Below are 22,055 nucleotides of genomic sequence, written 5' to 3' on the forward strand. Positions count from 1 at the left end.
GATTTTGAATATGAATTCATTCTTGCAAAAATTATTAGAATAAATAATAAATTGTAGTTTTGTATAGATTTAATTATTTTATTAAAGCAAAAGAAAAAAATATGAAAAAATATTTATTAATTGTTATTTTGTTATTATTTCAAATATCTTTAGCTCAAAGAACCTGTGGAACTCCTCAAAAGATGAATAATTTTTTTAAAGCTAATCCTGATAAAGTGGAATACTCTAAAGAGCTTAGAAAGTTTTTAGAGACTTCTAGGAATTTAAAAAGGCAAAGTAAGGTGACATCTGTAATTACAATTCCTGTTGTAGTACATGTTCTTTATAAAAATTCTATACAAAATATTTCAGATGCACAAATACAGTCTCAACTTACGGTTCTTAATAATGATTTTAGAAAATTGAATTCAGATTTTTCTACTGTTGTACCAGCTGCTTTTCAATCTTATGGAGCCGACTTTGAAATAGCATTTTGTTTGGCTACGAAAGATCCAAACGGAAACGCAACAACTGGAATTATTAGAAAATCTATTCCATCATCTTTTGTTTTTGATGATGATTATTACAAGCCACAAGGAGATTTAGCTTGGGATACTACTAAATATTTAAATATATGGATTGGTGAATTTACTGATACAACTTTATTAGGGTGGGCATATCTTCCAGATGCAGTTGATGCAACTGATTCAAATGGTTATTATTTTGATGGATTGTGCATTGGGTATAAATATTTTGGAACTATTGGCACAGCAACTGCACCATATAATAAAGGTAGAACTGCTACTCATGAGATTGGACATTATTTTGGATTGAATCATCCTTGGGGGGAAGATGGAAGTATTTGTGGGAATTCTAATAATGATGATGGGGTGCAAGATACACCAGGAACTGATAATCCTTATTATGGAACTCCCGTTTTTCCAAATTTTGATAATGTTTGTGATGTAACTGCTTATCCTAGTGGAGCAATGTTTATGAATTACATGGATTATGTAGATGATATTAATATGGCTTTTTTTACTTTAGGGCAAAAAAATATAGCTCAAAATACATTGGCAGGACCTAGGGCATCATTACTTAATTCTAATGCTTGTACAACTCTTAGTGTCTTTGATTCAGAAAAAATATCAAAAATTGTGCTTTATCCTAATCCGTCTTCACAATATATTTCAGTTTCATCTCCATTAGCAAATTTTGATGGGATTGAAATATTTGACAATAGTGGGAAACTGGTTTTATCAAAATCTAAAATTCAATCTCAAGAAAAAATAGATATAAAATTTTTACCTTCTGGTTTATACTTTGTCAGAGTTTATAGTAATAGTACTTTATTAAAATCTGATAAATTCATCAAAAAGTAAAAATTAAATCTACATACCTACAAAAAACCTTGAGAATTTTTCTCAAGGTTTTATTTTTTATAGCGTTTAGAAATTATAAATTCATATTTTGAAGCTCCGAAATTACTTGTTTGGCATAAGATTTTAAAGTTTCAAGGTCCGAATTATTTTCAATAATAAAATCTGCTTTCTTTATTTTATCTTTTTCGGACATTTGTTTTTGCATAATGGCTTCAATTTCTCGATACGTTTTTTTATCTCTATCCATCACACGTTTTATTCGGATATTATCATCAGCAGTTACCAAAATAGATTGATAGCACTGTTCGTTTAATTTTAATTCAAATAAAAGAGCCGTTTCTTTAAAAACAAATTCAGAATGCTGAGCTTTTACCCAATTTTCGAAATGCTCTCTTACTGCAGGATGAATAATTTTGTTGAGTTCGTGCAACAAATCTTCGTTTTCAAAAATAATAGAAGCAACGTAAGCTCTGTTATAGGTGCCGTTTTCATCGTAAGAATTTTCGCCGAGCAAATTAATGATTTTAAATTTTAAACTTTCATCAAAATTCACCAATTCTTTCGCCCAATAATCCGAATTATAAACAGGAAATCCCAATTCTTCTATGTATTTAGAAACCGTAGATTTTCCACTGCCAATTCCACCTGTAATTCCAATAATTTTAGGTGTTGGTTGTTGGTTATTGGTTGTTGGTTTGCTATTTTGGGTTTCCATACTTTTATTTTCTATCAACAACAACTAATATCCAAAAACATCATTAAAGCTAAACGTTTCGTCTAATTTCACGCCTTTTTCAGTCATTTTAAGGCTTGCCAATTCATTATGAGCATCGTGTTCGAAGAACAGCAAGTACTCATTATCCACACATTGTTTTAAGAATTTTCCTTTTTCTTCCATCGTAAGAAGCGGTCTGGTATCATATCCCATCACATAAACTTGCGAAATATGCCCAGCTGTAGGAATTAAATCTGCTGCAAAGACAATCGTTTTTTCTTGATATTGAATTACCGGAAGCATCTGTTTTTCGGTATGTCCGTCCACGAAAATTACATCCATTTTTAATTCAGGAGCAAAACCATAATTTCCAGTTGTTGGCAATGGCAAAAATTGCAATTGTCCGCTTTCTTCAATCGGGAAAATGTTTTCTTTCAGAAAACTTGCTTTTTCCCTCGGGTTGGGTTCTGTAGCCCATTTCCAATGGTTTTCGTTGGTCCAAAAATGTGCATTCTTAAAAGCGGGTCTATAACCTGTTTTGTCATCATTCCACTCAATAGCACCACCACAATGGTCGAAATGAAGATGTGTAAGGAAAACATCGGTAATGTCGTCTCGCACAAAACCAAATTTTGCCAAATTTTTATCTAAAGAATCATCTCCCCAAAGCGAATAATGCCCGAAAAATTTTTCGTCTTGTTTGTTTCCGAGACCGCAATCTATCAAAATAAGTTTTTTGCCATCTTCTACCAAAAGAGAGCGAGTTCCTAATTCTATCAAATTTTTTTCGTCAGCAGGATTGGTTCTTTGCCAAAGCGATTTCGGGACGACGCCAAACATGGCGCCACCATCAAGTTTGAATTTTCCGCATTGTATAGGATATAATTTCATATTTTAAAAGTGATTTTGTGCTAATTTAAGTAAAATTTTGAGAATTTAAGGTGTAGAAATAATGTAAAATGAATCTCCAATTTTCTTGAAAATGACACTTATTTGATTGAAGTTTGTGGCACTTCTAATGTCTTTATTTTTTATTATAGAAGTTAATCGTAGGTCAATAGAAATTTCTCTAGAATCTTCATTAAAAATATTTTCATTAAAATAATCAATACTATATTTGTTTTTGATATAATCTTCAAGAAGTTTATTGATTTTTTTATCAAAACCTTTTGTTAGAAAATCTTTTTTATCAATGATTACTGAACTTTCTTTAATATGTAATTCAATACTATTGTTAAAATATTTTTCTAAAATTTTTCCATTTGTTTTGAAATCTGGTAAAAATTTGGTTTCAAACCATTTTTTGTAATCCTTCTTAGAACTGTAGAAGGAATAGGTATTCCCATCATTTCCGTTATAAGAAGTATATACATCAGAATCAACATTTTCGTTGAGTTTAAAATTTGTATAATCAACAGAATAAGAGTAATTTTTTTGTTTAGGAATTTCAAAAAGTTCTTGATTTTTAGAATTAATCATCATCGTTTTTCCTTCCCAAGACCAATGTTCACAATTTGGATATTCTGGTTGTTCTCCGTTATCTTCTCTCCAGCATTTTCTTACTCCATTCTTTATAACCATTGCTAAACCATTATGAAAATCTCCAGCGTCATTATAATTTGCGGGTATTACAACTTTGCCGTTTTTGTCAAAAAAACCTACTTTGTCAGTTTTATAGTCTCTAAATTTTATTTTACCTTCAGATTCTTCTGCAAATGAAAAATCAGAGACATAAATGCTATCTTTTCCAAACTTATTACCTAATTTATTTAGATAATATTTTTCTCCACTATAATTTGGGGCATATTCCCAGACAATGACTACATCTTTGAAAATTTTAAAATTAGTCATTGTAAATTCAAATTTTGGTTCTATTTTTATATTGCCTCTAGAATCTTTATATCCAATTTTAGTAGAGTCAGAATTATAGAAACCATACCAATTTGTATCTTCTTGAGAAAAAGAAAAAATATAAAACAAAACAAAAAATAATTGAACTACATTTTTCATAATTTTTTACCTTAATCTAAGTCTTAACCTCAATCTAAAATAATTCCCCAGTATTTTTTGACCTCAAAATCCCCAAATGCTTATAAGCTTTTTCTGTAACTTCTCTTCCTCGGGGAGTTCTGATGATAAAACCTTCTTGTATTAAAAACGGTTCATAAACTTCTTCAATCGTTTCGGGATTTTCGCCAATGGAAGTTGCCAAAGCAGAAATTCCTACAGGTTTTCCTTTGAAATTTTCAATCATTACTCGCATAATTTTGTTGTCCATATCATCGAGACCAAATTCATCTACGTTTAAAGAATTTAATGCAAATTTTGTGATTTCAATTTCAATTTCACCATTGCCTTTTATTTCTGCAAAATCTCGAACTCTGCGCAAAAGTGCATTTGCAATTCTGGGTGTTCCTCGGCTTCTTCTTGCAATTTCGAGCGCTGCATCTTCGTAGATAGGAACGCCCAAAACTCTAGAACTTCTCTCGATAATCATTCCCAAAAGTTCAATGGTATAATATTCTAATCTGCTTTGAATTCCGAATCTTGCCAACATTGGTTTCGTAAGCATTCCGCTTCTTGTAGTTGCTCCAACCAAAGTAAAAGGGTTGAGACTAATTTGTACCGAACGTGCATTAGGACCTGTTTCCAGCATAATGTCGATTTTGTAATCTTCCATTGCCGAATACAAATATTCTTCCACAACTGGCGAAAGCCTGTGGATTTCATCAATAAAAAGCACATCGTTTTCTTCTAAATTGGTAAGCAATCCTGCTAAACTTCCAGGTTTATCCAAAACGGGACCAGAAGTTACTTTGCAGCCAACCCCCAATTCATTAGCAATGATATGAGCCAACGTAGTTTTTCCTAAGCCTGGCGGGCCGTGCAACAAAACGTGGTCTAAAGCAGAACCTCGGTTTTTGGCGGCTGCCACAAAAACTTCCAGATTATCCAAAGTTTTTCTTTGTCCGGCAAAATCTCGGAAACTCTGCGGACGAATTTTTTCTTCCTGCATCAGTTCGTCATCAGAAAAATTGTCTTTATCGGCGTGAAGAAAATCGGGCATTTTTTTTAATTTATCCAAAGATAGAAAAAATTGTACTCAGATAGAGGTAAGATTTAGAGTAAAATCTAGAAAAAGAAGATTTAAAATAACAATTTGATAAGAAAAGATTCGGTGTTTTAGAATAGATTGCCGTAATTTTGCACTCGAAATGAGTGTATTAGAAACGAGACAAAAACAAAGAATCGCCCTTTCTGCATATTTCCTTCTTTCGGGAATTTGCTTTTCTTCTTGGGCTTCTAGAATTCCTACTATAAAAGATAATTTTAACCTTAATGAAGATTCTTTAGGGAATTTGTTAATGGTAATGCCTGCAAGTGCTGTGATAGGAATTCCACTTTCTGGTTGGTTGGTTTCAAAATTTGATAGTCGAATTCCGCTTCAAGTGGCTAGTTTTACTTTTTTGTTGTCTTTGCTTTCAGTTGGTTTTGCACCATCAATTTGGTTTATTGTTGCTTCTTTGGTGGTATTTTCTATTTCATTAAGAGTGATTAATATTTCCATCAATACACAATCTATTTCAATTCAAGAAAAATTCGAGAAAAAAATTGTAGGCAGTTTTCATGGAATTTGGAGTATTGGCGGTATTTTGGGCGTACTTTTTTCTACAATTATGATTAAATTCAAAATTTCTATAGAATGGCATCTTTTAATGGTTGCAATTTTTGGAATTTTGATGGTTCTTTTTGCCTTTCCACATTTGTTGAGGGATGATAAATCTAGAAGTGGAGGAGGTTTTAAATTAGGAAAACCGAGTAAATATATTTCACTTTTAGGCTTCATTGTTTTCTTTGCAGCGATTTGCGAAGGAGGAATGTACGACTGGAATGGCGTTTATTTTAAAGAAATTGTAAATGAAAAAGTTTTTACGTTTGGATATTTACTTTTTATGATTTCTATGACCATTTCTAGATTAACTATTGATAAAATGATGGAACATTTTGGGATGCAAAAATTGTATATTTTAGGCTCTGTTCTTATAGTTTTAGGAGTTTCTATGGCAATTATTTTTCCATATTTCTGGCCAGCACTTATAGGTTTTTGTATGGTAGGATTTGGGGTTTCTGGGTTGTATCCTATGACTTATATTCTTGCAGGAAGAGCCAAAAAATATTCTGTAGGAATTGTAATTTCAATTGTAAGTACCTATTCTACCATTGGGATGTTTCTCGGGCCTCCAATTATTGGTTATTTGGCTCACGCATTTGGTTTGCAAAGAGCATTTATTACCTTTATTGTAGGAGGTTTAATGTTTATTCCGCTTTCTAAAATGGTTTTCAATCATTTGAAAAATAGAGATTAAAATCTTCAAAATAAAACTTTTCGTTTTGTCAATATAATTCTTGAGCGAAGAATCAAATTTTCTTAATTTTACAAAAATCATTTTTCTGTGAAATTAATTGGACCCTTCAAACAAATTGTAACGTTGAATAATCTTCCTTTACGAGGAAAAATTTCTGATGAACAACTAGAAATCATCGAAAACGGTGGAATTTTAATCAACAACGAAAACAGAATAGAAGAAGTAGGAAGCTACGATGTTATTGCGAGCAAAGTGAAGCAGGCTCTCTCTAACTCTCCAACTCTCCAATTCTCCACCTCGGTTGTTCTTCCCGCATTTGTAGATTGCCACACTCATATTTGCTTTGGAGGGAACAGGGCTAATGATTTTGCGATGCGAAACGCTGGCAAAACGTACCTCGAAATTGCAGAAAAAGGTGGCGGAATTTGGAGTAGCGTTCAACATACCAGAAATGCTTCAGAAGAAGAACTCTTAGAAACTCTTTTACAACGAATTAATCAATTAATTTCACTCGGAATTACCACTATCGAAATAAAATCTGGTTATGGATTGAATGTAGAAAGCGAATTAAAAATGCTTCGAGTAATTAAAAAAGCTCAAGGAAAATCGAAAGCTACAATTGTCCCAACTTGTCTTTCGGCTCATCTAAAACCGAAAGATTTTGAAGGAACTTCCGAAGAATATTTACAATATATTTTAGATGAAATTCTGCCAAGAGTTAAAGAAGAAAATTTAGCCAAAAGAGTAGATATTTTCATAGAAAAATCTGCATTTCAACCTGAAGAAAGTAGGAAATTTTTAGAAAAAGCCAAAAAAATGGGTTTTGAAATCACCGTTCATGCAGACCAATTTACATCTGGAAGTTCTAGAATTGCTGTTGAGGTAAATGCTTTTTCTGCAGACCATTTAGAAGCTATGATTGACGAAGATATAGCATTTTTAGCAAAATCTGAAACGGTTGCAGTTGCACTTCCAGGTGCGAGTTTAGGATTGGGAGAACCTTTTGCTCCTGCAAGAAAAATTTTAGATAAAAACGGAATTCTCGCTATTGCAAGCGATTGGAATCCGGGTTCTGCTCCAATGGGAAATCTCATTGCACAAGCTTCCATTTTAGCAACTTTTCAGAAATTAACCACCGCAGAAGTTTTAGCAGGAATCACTTTTCGAGCAGCGAAAGCTTTAAATTTAACAGATAGAGGAATTTTAAAAAAAGGAATGAAAGCCGATTTTGTAGTTTATGAAACCGATAATTTTCAGAATATTTTGTATAACCAAGGAAGTTTAGTGACAAGTGAAGTGTATATTGACGGGAAAAAAATTGTTTAATTTTAAGCAAATTTTTCGTACACTTTGTCATGCTGAAGGCATCAATATAAAGATTAAAAAAAATAAACAAAATGAATTTAGTTCCTTTCAGGAAGACAAACTTTGTGTTTTATTAGTAGCGTTCACTTTGTCTTGTTAACAAAAATTTAAAATTATGGAAGGATTTTCTGAAGGAATTTACACTTTTTACACTTATATTTTAACAAATAAAAATAGGACGGTGTTATATACTGGTGTTACAAATGATCTTCACAGAAGACTTTTTGAACATAAAACAAAGAAAAATCTAAGTAGTTTTACCGCAAAATATAATGTTGAATTTCTTGTATATTACGAAAAATATGGTTGGATTCATCAAGCAATTGAAAGAGAAAAAGAAATCAAATTAATGAAGAGAAATATTAAATTAGATTTAATTAGAAACTCAAACCCAAATATGGAATTTCTAAATCATTTATTTGAATAACTTTGTAGAGATGCTTTCAGCATGACATAATAACGCATAATTTATAATAAATGTTAAACATCTGGCAAGGACGAAACGACGGAGATTCTCCGCTTCATCACAGGATTTTTCAAAGAGTAAAAATTTCAGAAAACTATGGAAATATCTCGCCGAACAACTTTGTTATACACGGTTTTGCGGTAGATGAAGGCGTTAGAAGAAACAAAGGAAGAATTGGTGCTGCAAAAGCTCCAGACATCATTAGAAAAAACATGAGCAATTTCCCAGTGGTTTCTCCAGATTTTAAATTATTTGATTTTAGGAATATCACTTGCGAAGACCAAAATTTAGAAAAAACTCAAGAAAATCTTGCCGAAAAAGTTTCAATAATTCTTCAAAAAAACGCAAAATCTATCGTTTTGGGAGGCGGTCACGAAGTTACTTTTGCACATTATTCAGGCATCAAAAAAGCATTTCCAAACCAAAAAATAGGCATTATTAATATCGATGCACATTTTGATAACAGAGAGCCTGAAAATGGTGTAGGAGCAAGTTCAGGAACTGGTTTTTGGCAAATTGCACAAGAAGGAAAAATCTATTCTTTGCACATCGGGATTCAACGAAATTCTAACACCTTAAAATTGTTTGATACAGCCCATCAATTCGGGATGAAATACATTTTGGCAGACGAAATTTTCTTCGAAAATCTTCCTAAAATATATCAAAAAATAGACGAACTTATTTCTTCGGTAGATTATCTTTATCTCACCATTTGTGTGGATGTTTTCAACGCGTCAATTGCGCCTGGAGTTTCGGCTACGGCTTATAACGGCATTTTTGCAGACGCTACTTTTCTGCTTTTTTACCGTCATATTTTAAAGTCAGAAAAACTTATTGCTTTAGATGTTGCAGAGGTAAATCCAGAGTTTGACATTGCGGAAAGAACCGCCAGATTGGCAGCCAGTTTGGTGAATGAATGGTTTTCAGTTTAATTAAAAATTGAGAAGCAATAAAATTTGTGCTTCTTCCACTTTCAGTCCTGCTTTTCGTTGCAATCTTTTTTGGTAACTTCGGCAAGATCAGTCACCAAAAAAGGATTTCCACTGCAATCAGGGCTAGAAATTTGGAGAGACTTTCTTTTCACTTTTTTAAATGATAAGCATTTAAAATTTTTATCTTTGGCAAAACCACGTTTAGGATTTTGTACAATATCTTTGTACACTTTTTTTAATCAAAAATTATGAAAGAATCCATTCAAAATAAATTACAAAAAACTCAACAATCCTTCAAAAAATGGAAAAATATTCCGTTTGAAGAAAGACAAAAATATTTCGCTAAACTATCAGAAATTTTAAGTGCAAGAAAGCAAAAATTTGGTAAAATTATTACCCAAGAAATGAAGAAACCCATTTCTAAATCTGTTGCAGAAATAGAGAAATGTGCTACACTTTGCGATTATTATGCAGTTGCAGAAAATGTGTTAAAACCAGAAAAAATACACACAGAATTTCAAATTTCAGAAGTTCATCACGAACCTTTAGGTGCAATTTTGGGTGTTATGCCTTGGAATTTTCCCTTTTGGCGAGCCATTAGATTTGCAGTTCCTGCGATACTTGCTGGTAATACAGTTATTTTGAACCACGCATCAATTTGCTTAAAAAGTGGAGATACTTTGCAAGAGATTATCGAGGAAGCAGGTTTTCCTGAATGTTTTCTTAGATATAGAAATGCCTGGACATTCTGGCTTGGAAATTCTCGATTTTTTTGATGAAAAAGATTTGAATTTTGGAATTATTTTTACCACCGCTTATCAGGAATATGCCATCAAAGCCTTTAAACTTTCGGCGGTAGATTATCTTTTGAAACCGATAAATCCTTCAGAATTAGTTGCCGCGGTTGAACGTTACAATAAAATTAATACTCAAAAAATTAATTTACTTAATACCAATCTTGGAAGAAATACTATTTCCTGCGACAAAAAAATAGGAATTCCTATGAATAACGGGATTGAACTCATTAATCCTGAAAATATTATTTACATAAAAGCAGAAGGTGCATATTCGGAAATTCATCTTACCGAAGGGAAAAAAATATTGGCAAGTAAGAATCTGAAAATGTTTGAAGAAAGTTTAACAGATTACGAAAGTCTAATAAGAGTGCACAAGTCTTATCTGGTGAATTTTAAACACGTAATTTCTATTACCAAATCCAATGGTGGAAATATTACTCTTTGTAATGGGATGGAAATCCCCTTTAATACAGATAGTTACGAAATTCTTTTGGAAAAAATAAATTTAATTAGGAAGTAAATTTTAATCTCCCATTTTGTAATCTAAAGGTAATAATTTACCAATTTTTTGTTCGGAAAAGTAGCCTTGTGCCAAAAGTTCTGTAGGATTAGAGCAGTTTCCGTCTGGATAAACTTCGAAAATATCTTTTTCGGGATACAGATAAGAACTTTTATTGGTAGAGGTTTCAGATTTTACAATTTTATCCTTTTTTATATTGTAGAAATATTTTTTAAAATTGACTTGTAGTATATCTTTGAAGTCTATAAAAACATTTCCAGAAAGAGTTTTTGTATAGATTTCTTCACCAATTTTAGATTTTATTAAAGCCAATAAGTATGGTTTTTCGTTGTTTTTTCGATGAGAAATTTTCATAATGTCATCTGGAAGTTTCATGGTAGGATTTGTTTTCAGAAATTTTCTGTAATCGTCTAATCTAGAGAGTTCTTCTTCGGTAGGATAATTTTGATTGGGAATTTTTACAATGTGATTCACTATAAAACCTTCTTGTGCAGTGTTTTTTTGGTAAACACTTCTTAAAAAGTGCATCAAACTGCCTGAATAGGCATCCATTCTGTTTTCTTTGACAATATTTTTTTGAGAAATTTCTTTAAAAAACGAAGAGCCAGCATAAGAAACAGAATGATTATTAAAATCAGTTTCGAAAGAAATGAGATTATATTGTATTTCGTAGCCTAGATTTTTATTGGTAATAATGAGTGTTTTTGGAGCTTTTACTTTTAGAATTTTGTTCTTTTTGTCGTAAGAAAATTTTAAAGTTCTTTGGTTTTTTATCTTCACATTTTCTTGGTCGAAACCGAGAAATTCTTCTAGAAAATATCTTATGTAAGTTCTGTAAGCTTCTTCGGTGTAAGGAATTAGAACAATTTCGTCTATTTCTTTAAATTTATTGAGTACTACTTTTATTTTCTTGCCAATTAAAGTATTGATGGCGATAGATTTACTTTCGTAAGTGTCTTTTTGAAAAACCAAAGTGCCGTTTTTTTGATTTTGAATATCAATAGTAAAACTTCCGTCTGCAGTGGAAAGTGTTGCTATTTTACTTCCGTCAATGTATACATTTACGTTAGAAATAGGATTTCCGTTTTCTGTTTCTACGTTTCCATTGATGATTTGACCAAATGAAAATCCGTAAAGAAGCATTAAAATTAGGGATAAAATGTTTTTCATTTTTTTATTACTAAAAATTTAGTGATAAAGATACATAAAAAAATCTCGCAGAAAAAAAATCTGCAAGATTTGAACAACAAATTATATAAATAAGTATAATGCCAAAAGCATAAACTCTACGAGTTTACACTTTTCAGCATTACGTTTGAGTGGTAAGTGATTAGTCTATGTATGTTTCATTTATTTTTCTAAATCAACCAATTCTTACACTCGTCATACTCAAGCTTCCACCAATTAATTCATCATTAAAAAGCGAAATTTCTTCAGTTTTCTTTTTTAGCCCAAGAGTATATATTAAAGGTAAATAATGGTCTGGAGTAGGCACTGCATTTTGTAGAGCAGTTCCTTGTTTTTCAAAATTGATTAAATTTTGATAATTCCCATCCAAAATCCACTCGTTAGTCTTTGCTCTGGCTTCTATTGCCCAATCCCAACCTGCGCCTACGGTATTGATGTTTCTCCAATCTATTAATCTAAGATTATGAATAATATTTCCGCTGCCAATAATAAGAATGCCTTTATCTCTTAGTTTTGATAATTTTTCGGCAAGTTCAAAATGATATTGTGCAGATTTTGTATAATCTATACTCATCTGTATTACAGGGATATTCGCTTCGGGATAGAGGTGTCTTATAACGCTCCATGCACCGTGGTCTAAACCCCAACTGTCTGTTTCTATAATAGGATTTGGAGAGAGTAGTTCTACCGTTTCTTTCGCTAATTCTGGGTTTCCTTTTGCAGGATATTGTACGGCAAAAAGCTCTGGCGGAAAACCATAAAAATCATGAATTGTCTTTTGGATTTCTCCCGATGTTACAAATGTTCCTTTGGTAAACCAATGTGCAGAGATACACAGAATTGCATTAGGAGTAGGAATTTTTTTTGAAACTTCTCTAAATCCTCGCACAAACTGATTTTCTTCTATAGCATTCATCGGAGAACCGTGCCCTAGAAACAAAACCGGCATTCTTTCGGTTTTGGTAAACTGGTCTGAAATATTTTGTAAATCGTTAAGGTTCATAATTTTTTTGTGTTTTATAAGAAGATGCAAGATGTTTTTTAATCAATCTTAGCATCTTACATTTATTTTTATGCTTTTACAAACTGTAATTCTCCAGCGATTTTTACATCGTCTGAAACCAAAACTCCGCCAGTTTCTAGAGCTGCATTCCAGTTTAAACCAAAATCACCTCTTTTAATTTTTCCTTCGAAAGTAAAACCAGCTTTTGTGTTTCCCCAAGGGTCAACGTTAATTCCTCCAAATTCTACTTCTAATTCGATAGGTTTTGTAATTCCATTAATGGTAAGATTACCCGTAATATCGTCTGCTAAACCAGTACTTTCAAAAGTAATTGTAGGAAATTGCTCTGCGTTGAAGAAATCTGCGCTTTTTAAGTGTGCATCTCTGTCTGCATTGTTAGTATCTACAGAAGCAGTATCAACAGAAGCGCTAACTTTAGCATTTTTGAAAGAATCGTCTTCTGCTTCAATTTCTGCAGAAAAAGCATTGAAAGCTCCTTTTACGTTAGAAATCATCATGTGTCTTACTTTGAAAGTAATTTCACTGTGTGTTGGGTCTAGGTTCCATTTTGTTGCCATAATATTTTGTTTTTTTTTAATTATTATGGTGCAAATTTAGCCTTGTTATGAACCTCTGTGCATTGATGTAAGATAAGAAATTAATTTTCCTAGAAAATGAATTGTTTTTTTATTGATTTTTTAAAATTAACCATCATAAGCCATTACCAGAATGCTTATTTTGTTGTTTTTATTTTTTAGAATTTCCCAAGCAATTGCGTTCATTGTATTTCCTGTGGTGAAAACATCGTCTATCAGCAGAAAGTGTTTTCCATCCATGTTTTCGGTGGTAGAAAAGTTATATTGCGTTTCTAAACGATGAGATTTATCTTTGGTAGCCTGAGCTTTTTGGTATGTATTTCTTTTTAAAAATTCTTTGTTATGTGGAATGTCCCAATTTTTGGAAAGTGTATCTGCAAAAAGATGCAATTGGTTATAACCACGTTTTTTTAATTTTTTGGGATGAAGCGGAACCGTAACTAACACGTCTGGTTTGTTTGTGTCAAATCGTAATTTTTCTATTGTCCAATTGGCTAAAATTTCGCCTACTTTTTCTTGGGAACGGTATTTGAGTTGATGAATAATTTTTCTGCTCAATGCTTCTTCTTCAAATTGCATCAATGCAAAAGCATTTTCTATCGGGAAAAGAAGTTTACAACGGTTTTTTAGTTCATTTTCTTCGGAAAAATTATAATGCAAAAAGTTAATATGTGAAAAACATATTTCACAAACCAAATCATCTTTAGAAATAATTTGATTGCAATGTAAACATCTGTTCGGGAAGAGCAAATCCAGAAGCATAGAAGCTGATTTTTAGTTTTATAGAACTAAAATAGCGTTTTTTTTAATTATAAAATTAAAAATGTAAATTTATTTTACCTTGAAACTCCAAGTAAAAGCAAATTTAGAAACCAAATCTCCTTTTTTGTCTTTGCCTTCAGAATACATCGTAAGTGTTTGTCCAGTTCCTGTTTCTATGGCTTTTTGAATAACAGCATCTAATTCTTTGCCTTGATTGCAAGAAAAAGTAATTCTTCCTACTGCTTTTTTTGTGAATTCGGCTTCGTTTTTTACAACCAACATCGATATTTTTTTACCAGATTTTCTAATTTTTTCAGAACAAAGAAAACCTGTAGAAAATTCTGCTGCCATCCCTTGGACCGCCCAAAACATAGATTTAAAAGGATTCTGATTAAGCCAACCGAATTTTACCGTTGTGACACAAGTTTCATCATCCAAATTTTTTAGACGAACACCAGCCAACCAAGAAATTGGGATTTGTGTAAAAAGATATAAGTGAAATTGAGTTTTATTCATTTCACAAATCTAAAAAAATTACATTTTCCTACAATATAAATTTGTATGAAATGAATAGTTTTATTTGAGTAAATGTTTGATTATTGATTAAATGATATACTTTTATTATTCAGAAACATTACAAATGTATTTATATCTTTTAAAGGAGATAATATTTTATAATTATTGTCTTTTATAAATGTTTTTTCTGCTTCATTTAATGTATTTATAAAATCATTAATATGTAATTTACTTAATTCATTGACATATTTGTAACATTCATTATATGTTTTAGATCTGTCAGTATCTTTAAATTCATTAATTATTCCAATTATGAACTCATCTCTTATTTTTTTTATTCTTTTATCCATTTTTTTATTATAAATATGAGGTTTTTTGAAAAAACCAACGAAAAAATTCAGTGGTTTATATAAAATTCACAAATTGTCTATTTCACAAATCCTTTGTCTTTCAATAATGGAGTAATTTCTGGGTCTTTTCCTGTAAAATCTCTGAAAGCTTGGTTCAAATCAACTGAATTACCAACAGAAAGAATATATTTTCTAAAGCGGTCGCCATTTTCTCTGGTCATTCCGCCGTTGTTTTTAATCCAATCCCAAGCAGCAGAATTCAGTACATCGCTCCACATATAAGCATAATAACCAGCAGAGTAACCTCCTCCCCAAATGTGAGCAAAGTAAGGAGAATGGTATCTTGGTGGAACTTGTGGAAGTGTAAATCCGTATTTCTGTAAAACTTCTTTTTCAAAATCTAAAGTTGGCTTAAATTGATTTTCTGAAGTTACAGAATGCCAAGCCATGTCTAAAGTAGCCGCAGAAACCAACTCTGTAGTAGCATAACCTTGATTGAAGGTTGCAGCGTTTTTAATTTTTTCTACCAAAGATTGTGGCATAGGTTCTTTGGTTTCATAGTGAATGGCATAGTTTTTAAGAACATCTGGTTCTAAAGCAAAAAATTCATTAATTTGAGAAGGAAATTCTACAAAATCTCTCGGAACATTGGTGCCAGAAATTGTAGTATATTTTTGGTTGGCAAACAAACCGTGAAGCGTGTGTCCAAATTCATGAAACATGGTAGAAACATCATCATAAGAAATTAAAGAAGGTTTACCAGGAGCTGGTTTTTGAAAATTGAAAACATTTACAATTACTGGTTTTGTATGGGTAGTGAAAGATTGTTCTACAAAATTACTCATCCAAGCGCCACCATTTTTGTTGCTTCTGGTGTAGAAATCTAAGTAATAAATTGCCAACGATTTTCCGTCTCTATCAAAAACTTCGTAAGCTACTACGTCTGGATGATAAACAGGCAAATCTTTTCTCACTTTAAAAGTAATTCCGTAGAATTTTTCAGCGGCAAAGAAAACTCCTTTTTCTAAAACGGTTCTTACCTCGAAATATGGTTTTATTTGGTTTTCATCTAAATCGAATTTAGCTTTTCTCACTTGTTCTGAATAGAAATTCCAATCCCAAGGTTCTACAGAAAAACCTCCTTTTTGTTCGTCTATCAATTTCTGAATGTCAGAAGCTTCTTTTTTAGCTTGGGCAACAGCTGGAGTTGCTAAATGAGCTAATAAATCTAATGCTTTTTCTGGTTTTTGAGCCATTTGGTCCATCAGATTTAGTTCTGCATAAGAAGATTTACCCATAAGATGAGCTTTGTCCATTCTTAGTTTTGCCATTTTTTCTAATGTGGCTCTAGTGTCGTTTTCGTCACCTTTTTCTGCTCTAAACCAAGATGCTTTGAAGAGTTTTTCTCTGGTAGCTCTGTTTTTAAGATTTTGTAAAATCGGTTGTTGAGTTGTATTCAACAATGTTAAAAGATATTTCCCTTCGTAGCCAGCATTTTTAGCATCGGTAGCTGCAGCTGCAATTTCATCAGCCGAAAGTCCATCTAATTCTTTTACATCATTTATTAAAACAGCTCCTTTTTTTCTCGCTTCCAGAAGTTTGCTGGTAAACTGAGTTCCTAATGTAGCCAATTCTGCATTGATGGCTTTCATTTGCTCTTTTTGAGCGTCGGTAAGATTAGCGCCAGCCAATTCGAATCTTTGTTTGTAAACTTCTATCAATCTTTTGTCTTCAGAATCTAAACCATCCGTTTTTACAGCTTTAATTCTGTTGAAAAGTTTAGAATTTAAATAAATTTTATCATTATGAGCCGCAAAAATAGGAGCGTATTCTTCCTCCACTTTTTGAAGTGTTGGATTGGTGTTAGAACCTGTAAGATTATAAAATACAATTTGAGCTCTTTTTAGAACTTCGCCACTTTTTTCTAATGCTAAAACGGTGTTCTCGAAAGTTGGAGCTTCTGCGTTATCTGCAATTTTTTCAATCTCAGAAATATTTTGTTTCAATCCGTAATCAAAAGCGGGTTTGAAATGTTCGTCTTTAATTTTGTCAAATTCAGGAGCCTGATATTGTAAAGTGCTCTTCGTCATAAAAGGATTGTTAGCTAGTGTAGCATCTACAATCGTTTCTTGTTGGGGTTCTGTATTTTTCATAGAGGTACAAGCAATGTTGAGACTTAAAGTAGAAATCAACATAACAGATGTAATGTTTTTCATTGTACAATTGTTGTAATAATATTGGGTTAAAGATACAAAATTTGTAGGAAGTTAGGAGTAGGAAGTCTGAGGTGGGAATTTTTAAAATATAACTCAAAAGTAATTTTTTGTAACAAAAGAATCATTAAATCGTCTAATTAAATAAAATTAAAATTATGAAAACTACTGTTATTACCATGTTAGCAATGAGTTTTGTACTTACCTCTTGTGTAAAAGTGAAAAATGAGAATGGCGAAAAAGGAAAAGATGGTTGGGAGTTTTTCTCGGGGAATAAAGGTAATGGTGTGATTACAGAAAAAACCTATGATGGAGATATAGACCAGATAAAAGTTTCTACATCAATCGATGCCGAAGTAATAAAATCTGATACAGAAAAGGTAGTTATTTCTGCTCCGTCGGATATTATGGATAACATTAAAGTAGCACTAAAAGGTGGGGTTTTAGCAGTATACGTAGATTCTGGTTTTGGAAACAATATTTCTACAAAAAATGTGAAAGCGAAAATTTATGTAAAAGATTTTAACCAATTAAATGCAGATTCTAGTGCAGATATTAAAGTATTAGATACTTTTACTCAAGATAAAGTAGATGTTTATATTTCTAGTTCAGCTTCTATTGATGTTGCTAATTTAGAAGCAAACGATTTAAGAATTTACACCAATAGCAGCGGAGATTTTTCGGGAAAAATTTGGGCAGTAAATTTGGGTGCTTATGCTTCGTCTTCTGGTGATATTAATATTTTCGGAAAAGCTAAAAACGCAACAATGGATTCTAATTCTTCTGGAGATTTAAAAGCGACAGATTTAATAGTAGAAAATGCAATTTTATCTGCATCAAGCAGTGGTGATATTGTTACTTCCGTAAGCAAAAGTCTTACCGCGAATGCTAATTCTTCTGGCGAAATTACAGTTTATAAAAAAGGAAACCTAGAGCAAACACAAATCCATAAAAATAGTGGAGGAGATGTATATTTAAAGTAACACATTCATTCTAAATTTTCATATTAAATTAAAAAAGCAACCGAATTATTTGGTTGCTTTTGTATTTTTATTGAGTTTCAAAGGAACTTCCTACTTAGAGCTTTCAGCTTTTTCTACCATCCTCCAGAAGCACCGCCTCCGCCAAAACTTCCGCCTCCACCGAAGCCTCCAAATCCGCCACCAGAATTTCCTCCGCCTCCAAATCCACCGCCACCAGTTGGAAATGGAAAAAATCCGCCAGGATATATTCTTCTTCCTCTTTTAGAAAGAGTAACGTCGTCGTCATCGTCAAATCTTCCGCCTCCGCCAGAATTATTGTTTTTAGAGATAATCGTAATGATAATCATAATAATTACAAAAATTAGAAAAGCCTGAACAGGAGAGAAGCCAGAATGGTCTGGAGCAGATTTTGCAATGGGTTTAAATTTTCCTTTTACGGCATCTATTATAGCAGATGTGCCATGGTCTATTCCGTTATAGAATTCTCCTTTTTTGAAATAAGGAGTTACCATATAATCTAATATTTGCCCAGCAACAGAAGCTGTAAGATATTGTTCTACAGCTCTTCCTTGTTGAATGGACATGGTGTGATCTTCTACAGCAATTAGGAAAACAACGCCGTTATCTACTTTTTTCTTACCAATTCCCCATTTTTCGCCAAATTGAGTTGCAAGAAAGTTTACGTCTTCACCTTTGGTAGAAGGGATAATAACAACTTCAATTTCGGTAGAAGTAGAGTCTTCGAATTTGATGAGTTTTTCGTTAAGTGTTTGTTTTTCTGCTTCAGAAAGAATTCCTGCTTCATCATAAACAGGGTAGAGAATGTTTGGTTTTTCAGGAATTTTGTATTGTGCATTTGCTATAAAAGAAATACACATTAAAAAACTTGCAAAAAGTATTTTAAGAGAAGGTAATCTCATTGGATAATTCATTTGGATTTTCTCCGTTTTTAATTGGAAAGAATTTTTTTAGCTCAACGCCAGTTTCTAAAATTGCACTACGCAAACCTTCGAAGTATTTTCCTTCGGAAAAAGCGAGGGTAATTTTGTCGTGTAAATTGTCCCAAAACTCTTGATGAACTTTTTCGTGAATGCCTTTATCTCCAATAATGGTAAGGTATTTTTTTTCGAAATTTACATGAAAAAGCACTGCATTTCTTTCTTTGGTATTGTCCATGCCAAGATTTTTGAAAATTTCAAAAGCTGTTTTGGCGCTATTTTCTTCGGTAGATTTATCAATATGCAATCTTATTTCGCCGGTAGAAAAGTCTTCGGCTTGTTGAATGGCTTCCACTAGGGAAGCCATTTGTATGTTGTTAAGATATTGATTCATTATTCTTCTTTAAAAACTTCAGGAGCTTTTTGTGCGCCAGCATCTGCTTTGAAATAAGGTTTGTCTTTAAAATCTCCAAAAAAATTGGCGAAAATATTATTAGGAAAAGATTTTCTGTAAGTATTAAAATCTTTTGCCGTATCATTATAATACACTGTTTCTGTTCTAATACTGTTTTCAATTGCAGTATATTCTCTTTGGAAATTAATGTATTGTTGGTCTGCTTTTAAGTTTGGATAGCTTTCTACCACCGCCATTAATCTGCTTAAAGAACCAGATAATTCTCCTTGTGCTGCTTGGAATTTTGCCAAATCTGCTTCGGTCATATTACTTGGGTCAATGTTTATAGCAGTAGCTTTGGATCTTGCCGTAATTACATCTGTAAGTGTAGATTTTTCGAATTTAGCATAAGATTTAACAGTGTTTTCTAATGCAGGAATTAGATTTGCTCTTTTTTGATAAACAGTTTCAATATTCGACCATTTGCTCTGCACATCTTGGTCTTTGGTTACTAATGTGTTGTAAACTCCTTTCCCCCAGAAGAATAAAACCAATACAATGCCGATTAGTACTAAACCAATGGTTCCGATTCCGAAACATCCTTTGTTGTTCATAGTTTTTTTATTTTTAATTGATTAAAATTCTTTAAACCAAATATACAATTATTATGCTAATTTTGTAAAATATTCGAAAAAATGATTACAATAGTAGTAGCAATGGGAAAAAACAGAGAAATTGGCGCAAATAACCAGTTGCTTTGGCATCTTCCTAAAGATTTAAAACATTTCAAAGAACTTACAACTGGTCATCCTGTCATAATGGGAAGAAAAACGTATGAGAGTATTGGCAAACCACTTCCTAACAGAACCAATATCGTAATTAGCAGAAAAAACGATTGGTTTGAAGAAGGGATTTTAATTGTTGGAAGTATAAAAGAAGCCATCAAATTTGCTAAAAAAATAGATGAAAACGCTTACATTATTGGAGGCGGAAATATATACGAACAGACCTTAGATTTGGCAGATAAATTAGAAATTACTTTGGTTGATACAACTTTAGAAGCCGATACTTTTTTTTCGAAAATTGATGAAAAAAAATGGACGAAAACCAATGAAATTCATCACGAAAAAGACGAAAAAAATCAGTTTGATTTTAGTTTTCAAACATTTGAGAGAATTTTAGAAAAATAATTTTTAAATTTCAACTTTCAATTTTTAATTTATCACTAAATTTGCACACTTAATTTTTAATAATGAATAAATACATAAAGTTTTTAATTTCAGCTATCATGATAGCTTTTGGAGTATATCTAATGATGAACAGGCAGATTGGATGGGGAATTGTAGTGGTGTTTTTTTCTTTAACTCCTATTTTGTTGTTCTTCAAAAACGAATATATTCTGTTGGCTTTTTGGCAGATGAGAAAACAAAATTTCGTAAAAGCTGGACAATGGTTAACTTATATTAAAGATTATAAAACACAATTGCACAGTTTTCAGTACGGATATTTTCATTATTTGCAAGGTCTTACTTTGGCGCAAGATAATCCTTCAAAAGTAGAACCTCTAATGAGAAAAGCTTTAGATTATGGTCTTAATATGAAACAAGATAGAGCAATGGCTACTCTTAATTTGGCTGCTGCAGCTTTGCAAAAAGGTAGAAAACCAGAGGCGCAAAGATTGCTAGAAGAAGCAAAAAAATTAGATTCTGCAGGCATGATGACAGATCAAATAAAAATGATGAGAGACCAATTGAAAATGCCTTCTATGCAAAAACACATGCACAATCCTAACATGAGACAAAGAGGCAAATTTTTCTAAAAAACATTTATTTCAAAATACAAAAAACTCCCGAAAATTATTCTTTCGGGAGTTTTTATTTATATCTAAAGCAAAGATTTTACATTTCTGTGTTGTTCGAACTGCTGTAGAATTTTGGAATTTGCCAATGGTATTTTACTGCAAGAGTTCTTATAATTACAATAAAAAGTATGGTAATCGTTTGGTTTATTTCTTCGGATAAGCCACTGAATTTTCTCAACAAAATATACGAAATTCCGCCAAAAATAGCTGCTGTAGCATAGATTTCTTTTCTGAAAATTAATGGAATTTTATTGAGCAATGTATCTCTGATGATACCTCCGAAACAACCAGTAATAGTTCCTAAAACCACTCCAATTACTGGGTGCAAATCTGCATTAAGCCCTTTTTGAACTCCAATAATAGTGAACAATCCCAAACCGAAACTATCAAAAATAAAGAGTGTAACCTGAAAATTTTTCTCAATTAATTTAAAAATCATGGTGAAAACCGCCGTGAAAAAAATTAAACTGATAGAAAGTAAATCGTGCATCCAAAAAACAGGTACATCTAATAATAAATCTCTTACGGTACCGCCACCAACTGACGTTACAAAGGCAATGATGATAACACCAAATGGGTCGAAACGTTTTTGCATTGCGGCAAAACTTCCAGACATCGCAAAAGATATCGTACCAAGAATTTCTATTATAAAGGCAAAATTTGGGAACATATATAAAAGTAAAAAGTGAAGAATTAAAATTAAAAGGTAAAAAATGAATAAACTTAGA

26 protein-coding genes are annotated in these 22,055 nt (G+C 32.1%); 10 read left to right on the forward strand and 16 right to left on the reverse strand.

The annotated features are described in order from the left end of the window. Positions 1-101 precede the first annotated feature (101 nt). Positions 102-1,361 carry a T9SS type A sorting domain-containing protein gene (locus QM746_RS04645; protein ID WP_414983143.1) on the forward strand — a complete coding sequence of 420 codons (1,260 nt, stop codon included), beginning with the start codon at positions 102-104 and terminating at the stop codon, positions 1,359-1,361. Positions 1,362-1,434: 73 nt separating this feature from the next. Here QM746_RS04645 and coaE read toward each other — a convergent pair whose 3' ends face one another. The 4 genes from coaE to ruvB are packed head-to-tail and all read right to left on the reverse strand — an operon-like array spanning position 1,435 to position 5,143. Then, the gene (coaE, locus tag QM746_RS04650; protein ID WP_414983144.1) at positions 1,435-2,076 is read right to left on the reverse strand and encodes a dephospho-CoA kinase; all 642 of its coding nucleotides are present in this window, start codon (positions 2,074-2,076) and stop codon (positions 1,435-1,437) included. Positions 2,077-2,100: 24 nt separating this feature from the next. Further along, a complete protein-coding gene (locus QM746_RS04655; RefSeq protein ID WP_414983145.1) occupies positions 2,101-2,967 on the reverse strand; it encodes an MBL fold metallo-hydrolase in 867 nt (288 codons plus the stop codon). A gap of 45 nt (positions 2,968-3,012) precedes the next feature. Beyond that, positions 3,013-4,086 (reverse strand): WG repeat-containing protein, encoded by a 1,074-nt coding sequence (locus QM746_RS04660; protein WP_414983146.1) that lies wholly within the window; start codon positions 4,084-4,086, stop codon positions 3,013-3,015. A gap of 34 nt (positions 4,087-4,120) precedes the next feature. Then, positions 4,121-5,143: a Holliday junction branch migration DNA helicase RuvB gene (gene ruvB / locus QM746_RS04665; RefSeq protein ID WP_414983147.1), complete on the reverse strand. Its 1,023-nt coding sequence runs from the start codon at positions 5,141-5,143 to the stop codon at positions 4,121-4,123. Between the two features lie 148 nt (positions 5,144-5,291). On the opposite strand from ruvB, the gene QM746_RS04670 reads away from it, so the two are divergent. From QM746_RS04670 to hutG, 4 genes are all read left to right on the forward strand, one after another. Continuing rightward, positions 5,292-6,443, forward strand: coding sequence for an MFS transporter (locus tag QM746_RS04670; protein WP_414983148.1), 1,152 nt, complete (start codon positions 5,292-5,294; stop codon positions 6,441-6,443). 87 nt (positions 6,444-6,530) lie between these two features. Further along, positions 6,531-7,769, forward strand: coding sequence for an imidazolonepropionase (hutI, locus tag QM746_RS04675; RefSeq protein ID WP_414983149.1), 1,239 nt, complete (start codon positions 6,531-6,533; stop codon positions 7,767-7,769). A 154-nt stretch (positions 7,770-7,923) separates the two neighbouring features. Continuing rightward, complete coding sequence (locus tag QM746_RS04680; protein WP_414983150.1) at positions 7,924-8,235, forward strand: GIY-YIG nuclease family protein; 312 nt, start codon at positions 7,924-7,926, stop codon at positions 8,233-8,235. Positions 8,236-8,285: 50 nt separating this feature from the next. After that, positions 8,286-9,206, forward strand: a complete 921-nt coding sequence (hutG, locus tag QM746_RS04685) for a formimidoylglutamase (RefSeq protein ID WP_414983151.1) — start codon at positions 8,286-8,288, stop codon at positions 9,204-9,206. Positions 9,207-9,247: 41 nt separating this feature from the next. Here hutG and QM746_RS04690 read toward each other — a convergent pair whose 3' ends face one another. Then, positions 9,248-9,436: a hypothetical protein gene (locus tag QM746_RS04690; protein ID WP_414983152.1), complete on the reverse strand. Its 189-nt coding sequence runs from the start codon at positions 9,434-9,436 to the stop codon at positions 9,248-9,250. A gap of 18 nt (positions 9,437-9,454) precedes the next feature. On the opposite strand from QM746_RS04690, the gene QM746_RS04695 reads away from it, so the two are divergent. Together QM746_RS04695 and QM746_RS04700 are read left to right on the forward strand one after the other, a co-directional pair. Then, complete coding sequence (locus QM746_RS04695; RefSeq protein WP_414983153.1) at positions 9,455-9,982, forward strand: aldehyde dehydrogenase family protein; 528 nt, start codon at positions 9,455-9,457, stop codon at positions 9,980-9,982. Further along, the gene (locus tag QM746_RS04700) at positions 9,942-10,523 is read left to right on the forward strand and encodes a LytR/AlgR family response regulator transcription factor (RefSeq protein WP_414983154.1); all 582 of its coding nucleotides are present in this window, start codon (positions 9,942-9,944) and stop codon (positions 10,521-10,523) included. The genes QM746_RS04695 and QM746_RS04700 overlap by 41 nt, the downstream gene beginning before the upstream one ends. Before the next feature lie 3 nt (positions 10,524-10,526). On the opposite strand, the gene QM746_RS04705 is transcribed toward QM746_RS04700, so the two are convergent. The 7 genes from QM746_RS04705 to QM746_RS04735 all read right to left on the reverse strand — a co-directional run bounded on the left by QM746_RS04705 (position 10,527) and on the right by QM746_RS04735 (position 17,154). Then, positions 10,527-11,693, reverse strand: a complete 1,167-nt coding sequence (locus tag QM746_RS04705) for a carboxypeptidase-like regulatory domain-containing protein (protein WP_414983155.1) — start codon at positions 11,691-11,693, stop codon at positions 10,527-10,529. A 193-nt stretch (positions 11,694-11,886) separates the two neighbouring features. Continuing rightward, the gene (gene ygiD, locus QM746_RS04710; protein WP_414983156.1) at positions 11,887-12,714 is read right to left on the reverse strand and encodes a 4,5-DOPA dioxygenase extradiol; all 828 of its coding nucleotides are present in this window, start codon (positions 12,712-12,714) and stop codon (positions 11,887-11,889) included. A gap of 68 nt (positions 12,715-12,782) precedes the next feature. Next, positions 12,783-13,292, reverse strand: coding sequence for a YceI family protein (locus QM746_RS04715; RefSeq protein ID WP_414983157.1), 510 nt, complete (start codon positions 13,290-13,292; stop codon positions 12,783-12,785). A gap of 126 nt (positions 13,293-13,418) precedes the next feature. Next, complete coding sequence (locus QM746_RS04720) at positions 13,419-14,072, reverse strand: ComF family protein (RefSeq protein ID WP_414983158.1); 654 nt, start codon at positions 14,070-14,072, stop codon at positions 13,419-13,421. 69 nt (positions 14,073-14,141) lie between these two features. Beyond that, positions 14,142-14,588: a DUF4442 domain-containing protein gene (locus QM746_RS04725; RefSeq protein ID WP_414983159.1), complete on the reverse strand. Its 447-nt coding sequence runs from the start codon at positions 14,586-14,588 to the stop codon at positions 14,142-14,144. Between the two features lie 80 nt (positions 14,589-14,668). Next, on the reverse strand, positions 14,669-14,938 hold the full coding sequence (locus QM746_RS04730) for a hypothetical protein (RefSeq protein ID WP_414983160.1): 270 nt from the start codon (positions 14,936-14,938) through the stop codon (positions 14,669-14,671). Positions 14,939-15,015: 77 nt separating this feature from the next. Next, on the reverse strand, positions 15,016-17,154 hold the full coding sequence (locus QM746_RS04735; protein WP_414983161.1) for a M3 family metallopeptidase: 2,139 nt from the start codon (positions 17,152-17,154) through the stop codon (positions 15,016-15,018). Between the two features lie 155 nt (positions 17,155-17,309). Here QM746_RS04735 and QM746_RS04740 point away from each other — a divergent pair, with 155 nt between their 5' ends. Beyond that, entirely contained in the window at positions 17,310-18,134 is an 825-nt protein-coding gene (locus tag QM746_RS04740; protein WP_414983162.1) for a head GIN domain-containing protein, read from the forward strand. A 113-nt stretch (positions 18,135-18,247) separates the two neighbouring features. Here the strand turns inward: QM746_RS04740 and QM746_RS04745 are convergent, their stop codons facing one another. The 3 genes from QM746_RS04745 to QM746_RS04755 are packed head-to-tail and all read right to left on the reverse strand — an operon-like array spanning position 18,248 to position 20,080. Then, positions 18,248-19,054: a TPM domain-containing protein gene (locus tag QM746_RS04745; RefSeq protein ID WP_414985119.1), complete on the reverse strand. Its 807-nt coding sequence runs from the start codon at positions 19,052-19,054 to the stop codon at positions 18,248-18,250. Beyond that, positions 19,035-19,469 carry a TPM domain-containing protein gene (locus tag QM746_RS04750; RefSeq protein ID WP_414985120.1) on the reverse strand — a complete coding sequence of 145 codons (435 nt, stop codon included), beginning with the start codon at positions 19,467-19,469 and terminating at the stop codon, positions 19,035-19,037. The genes QM746_RS04745 and QM746_RS04750 overlap by 20 nt, the downstream gene beginning before the upstream one ends. After that, on the reverse strand, positions 19,466-20,080 hold the full coding sequence (locus tag QM746_RS04755; RefSeq protein WP_374361001.1) for a LemA family protein: 615 nt from the start codon (positions 20,078-20,080) through the stop codon (positions 19,466-19,468). The genes QM746_RS04750 and QM746_RS04755 overlap by 4 nt, the downstream gene beginning before the upstream one ends. Before the next feature lie 81 nt (positions 20,081-20,161). On the opposite strand from QM746_RS04755, the gene QM746_RS04760 reads away from it, so the two are divergent. After that, entirely contained in the window at positions 20,162-20,656 is a 495-nt protein-coding gene (locus tag QM746_RS04760; protein ID WP_414983163.1) for a dihydrofolate reductase, read from the forward strand. 62 nt (positions 20,657-20,718) lie between these two features. After that, the gene (locus tag QM746_RS04765) at positions 20,719-21,285 is read left to right on the forward strand and encodes a DUF2892 domain-containing protein (RefSeq protein WP_414983164.1); all 567 of its coding nucleotides are present in this window, start codon (positions 20,719-20,721) and stop codon (positions 21,283-21,285) included. A gap of 79 nt (positions 21,286-21,364) precedes the next feature. On the opposite strand, the gene QM746_RS04770 is transcribed toward QM746_RS04765, so the two are convergent. Beyond that, positions 21,365-21,997: a trimeric intracellular cation channel family protein gene (locus QM746_RS04770; RefSeq protein WP_414983165.1), complete on the reverse strand. Its 633-nt coding sequence runs from the start codon at positions 21,995-21,997 to the stop codon at positions 21,365-21,367. Between the last annotated feature and the right edge of the window lie 58 nt (positions 21,998-22,055).

This window comes from Cloacibacterium sp., from assembly GCF_047601505.1.
GTDB lineage: Bacteria > Bacteroidota > Bacteroidia > Flavobacteriales > Weeksellaceae > Cloacibacterium.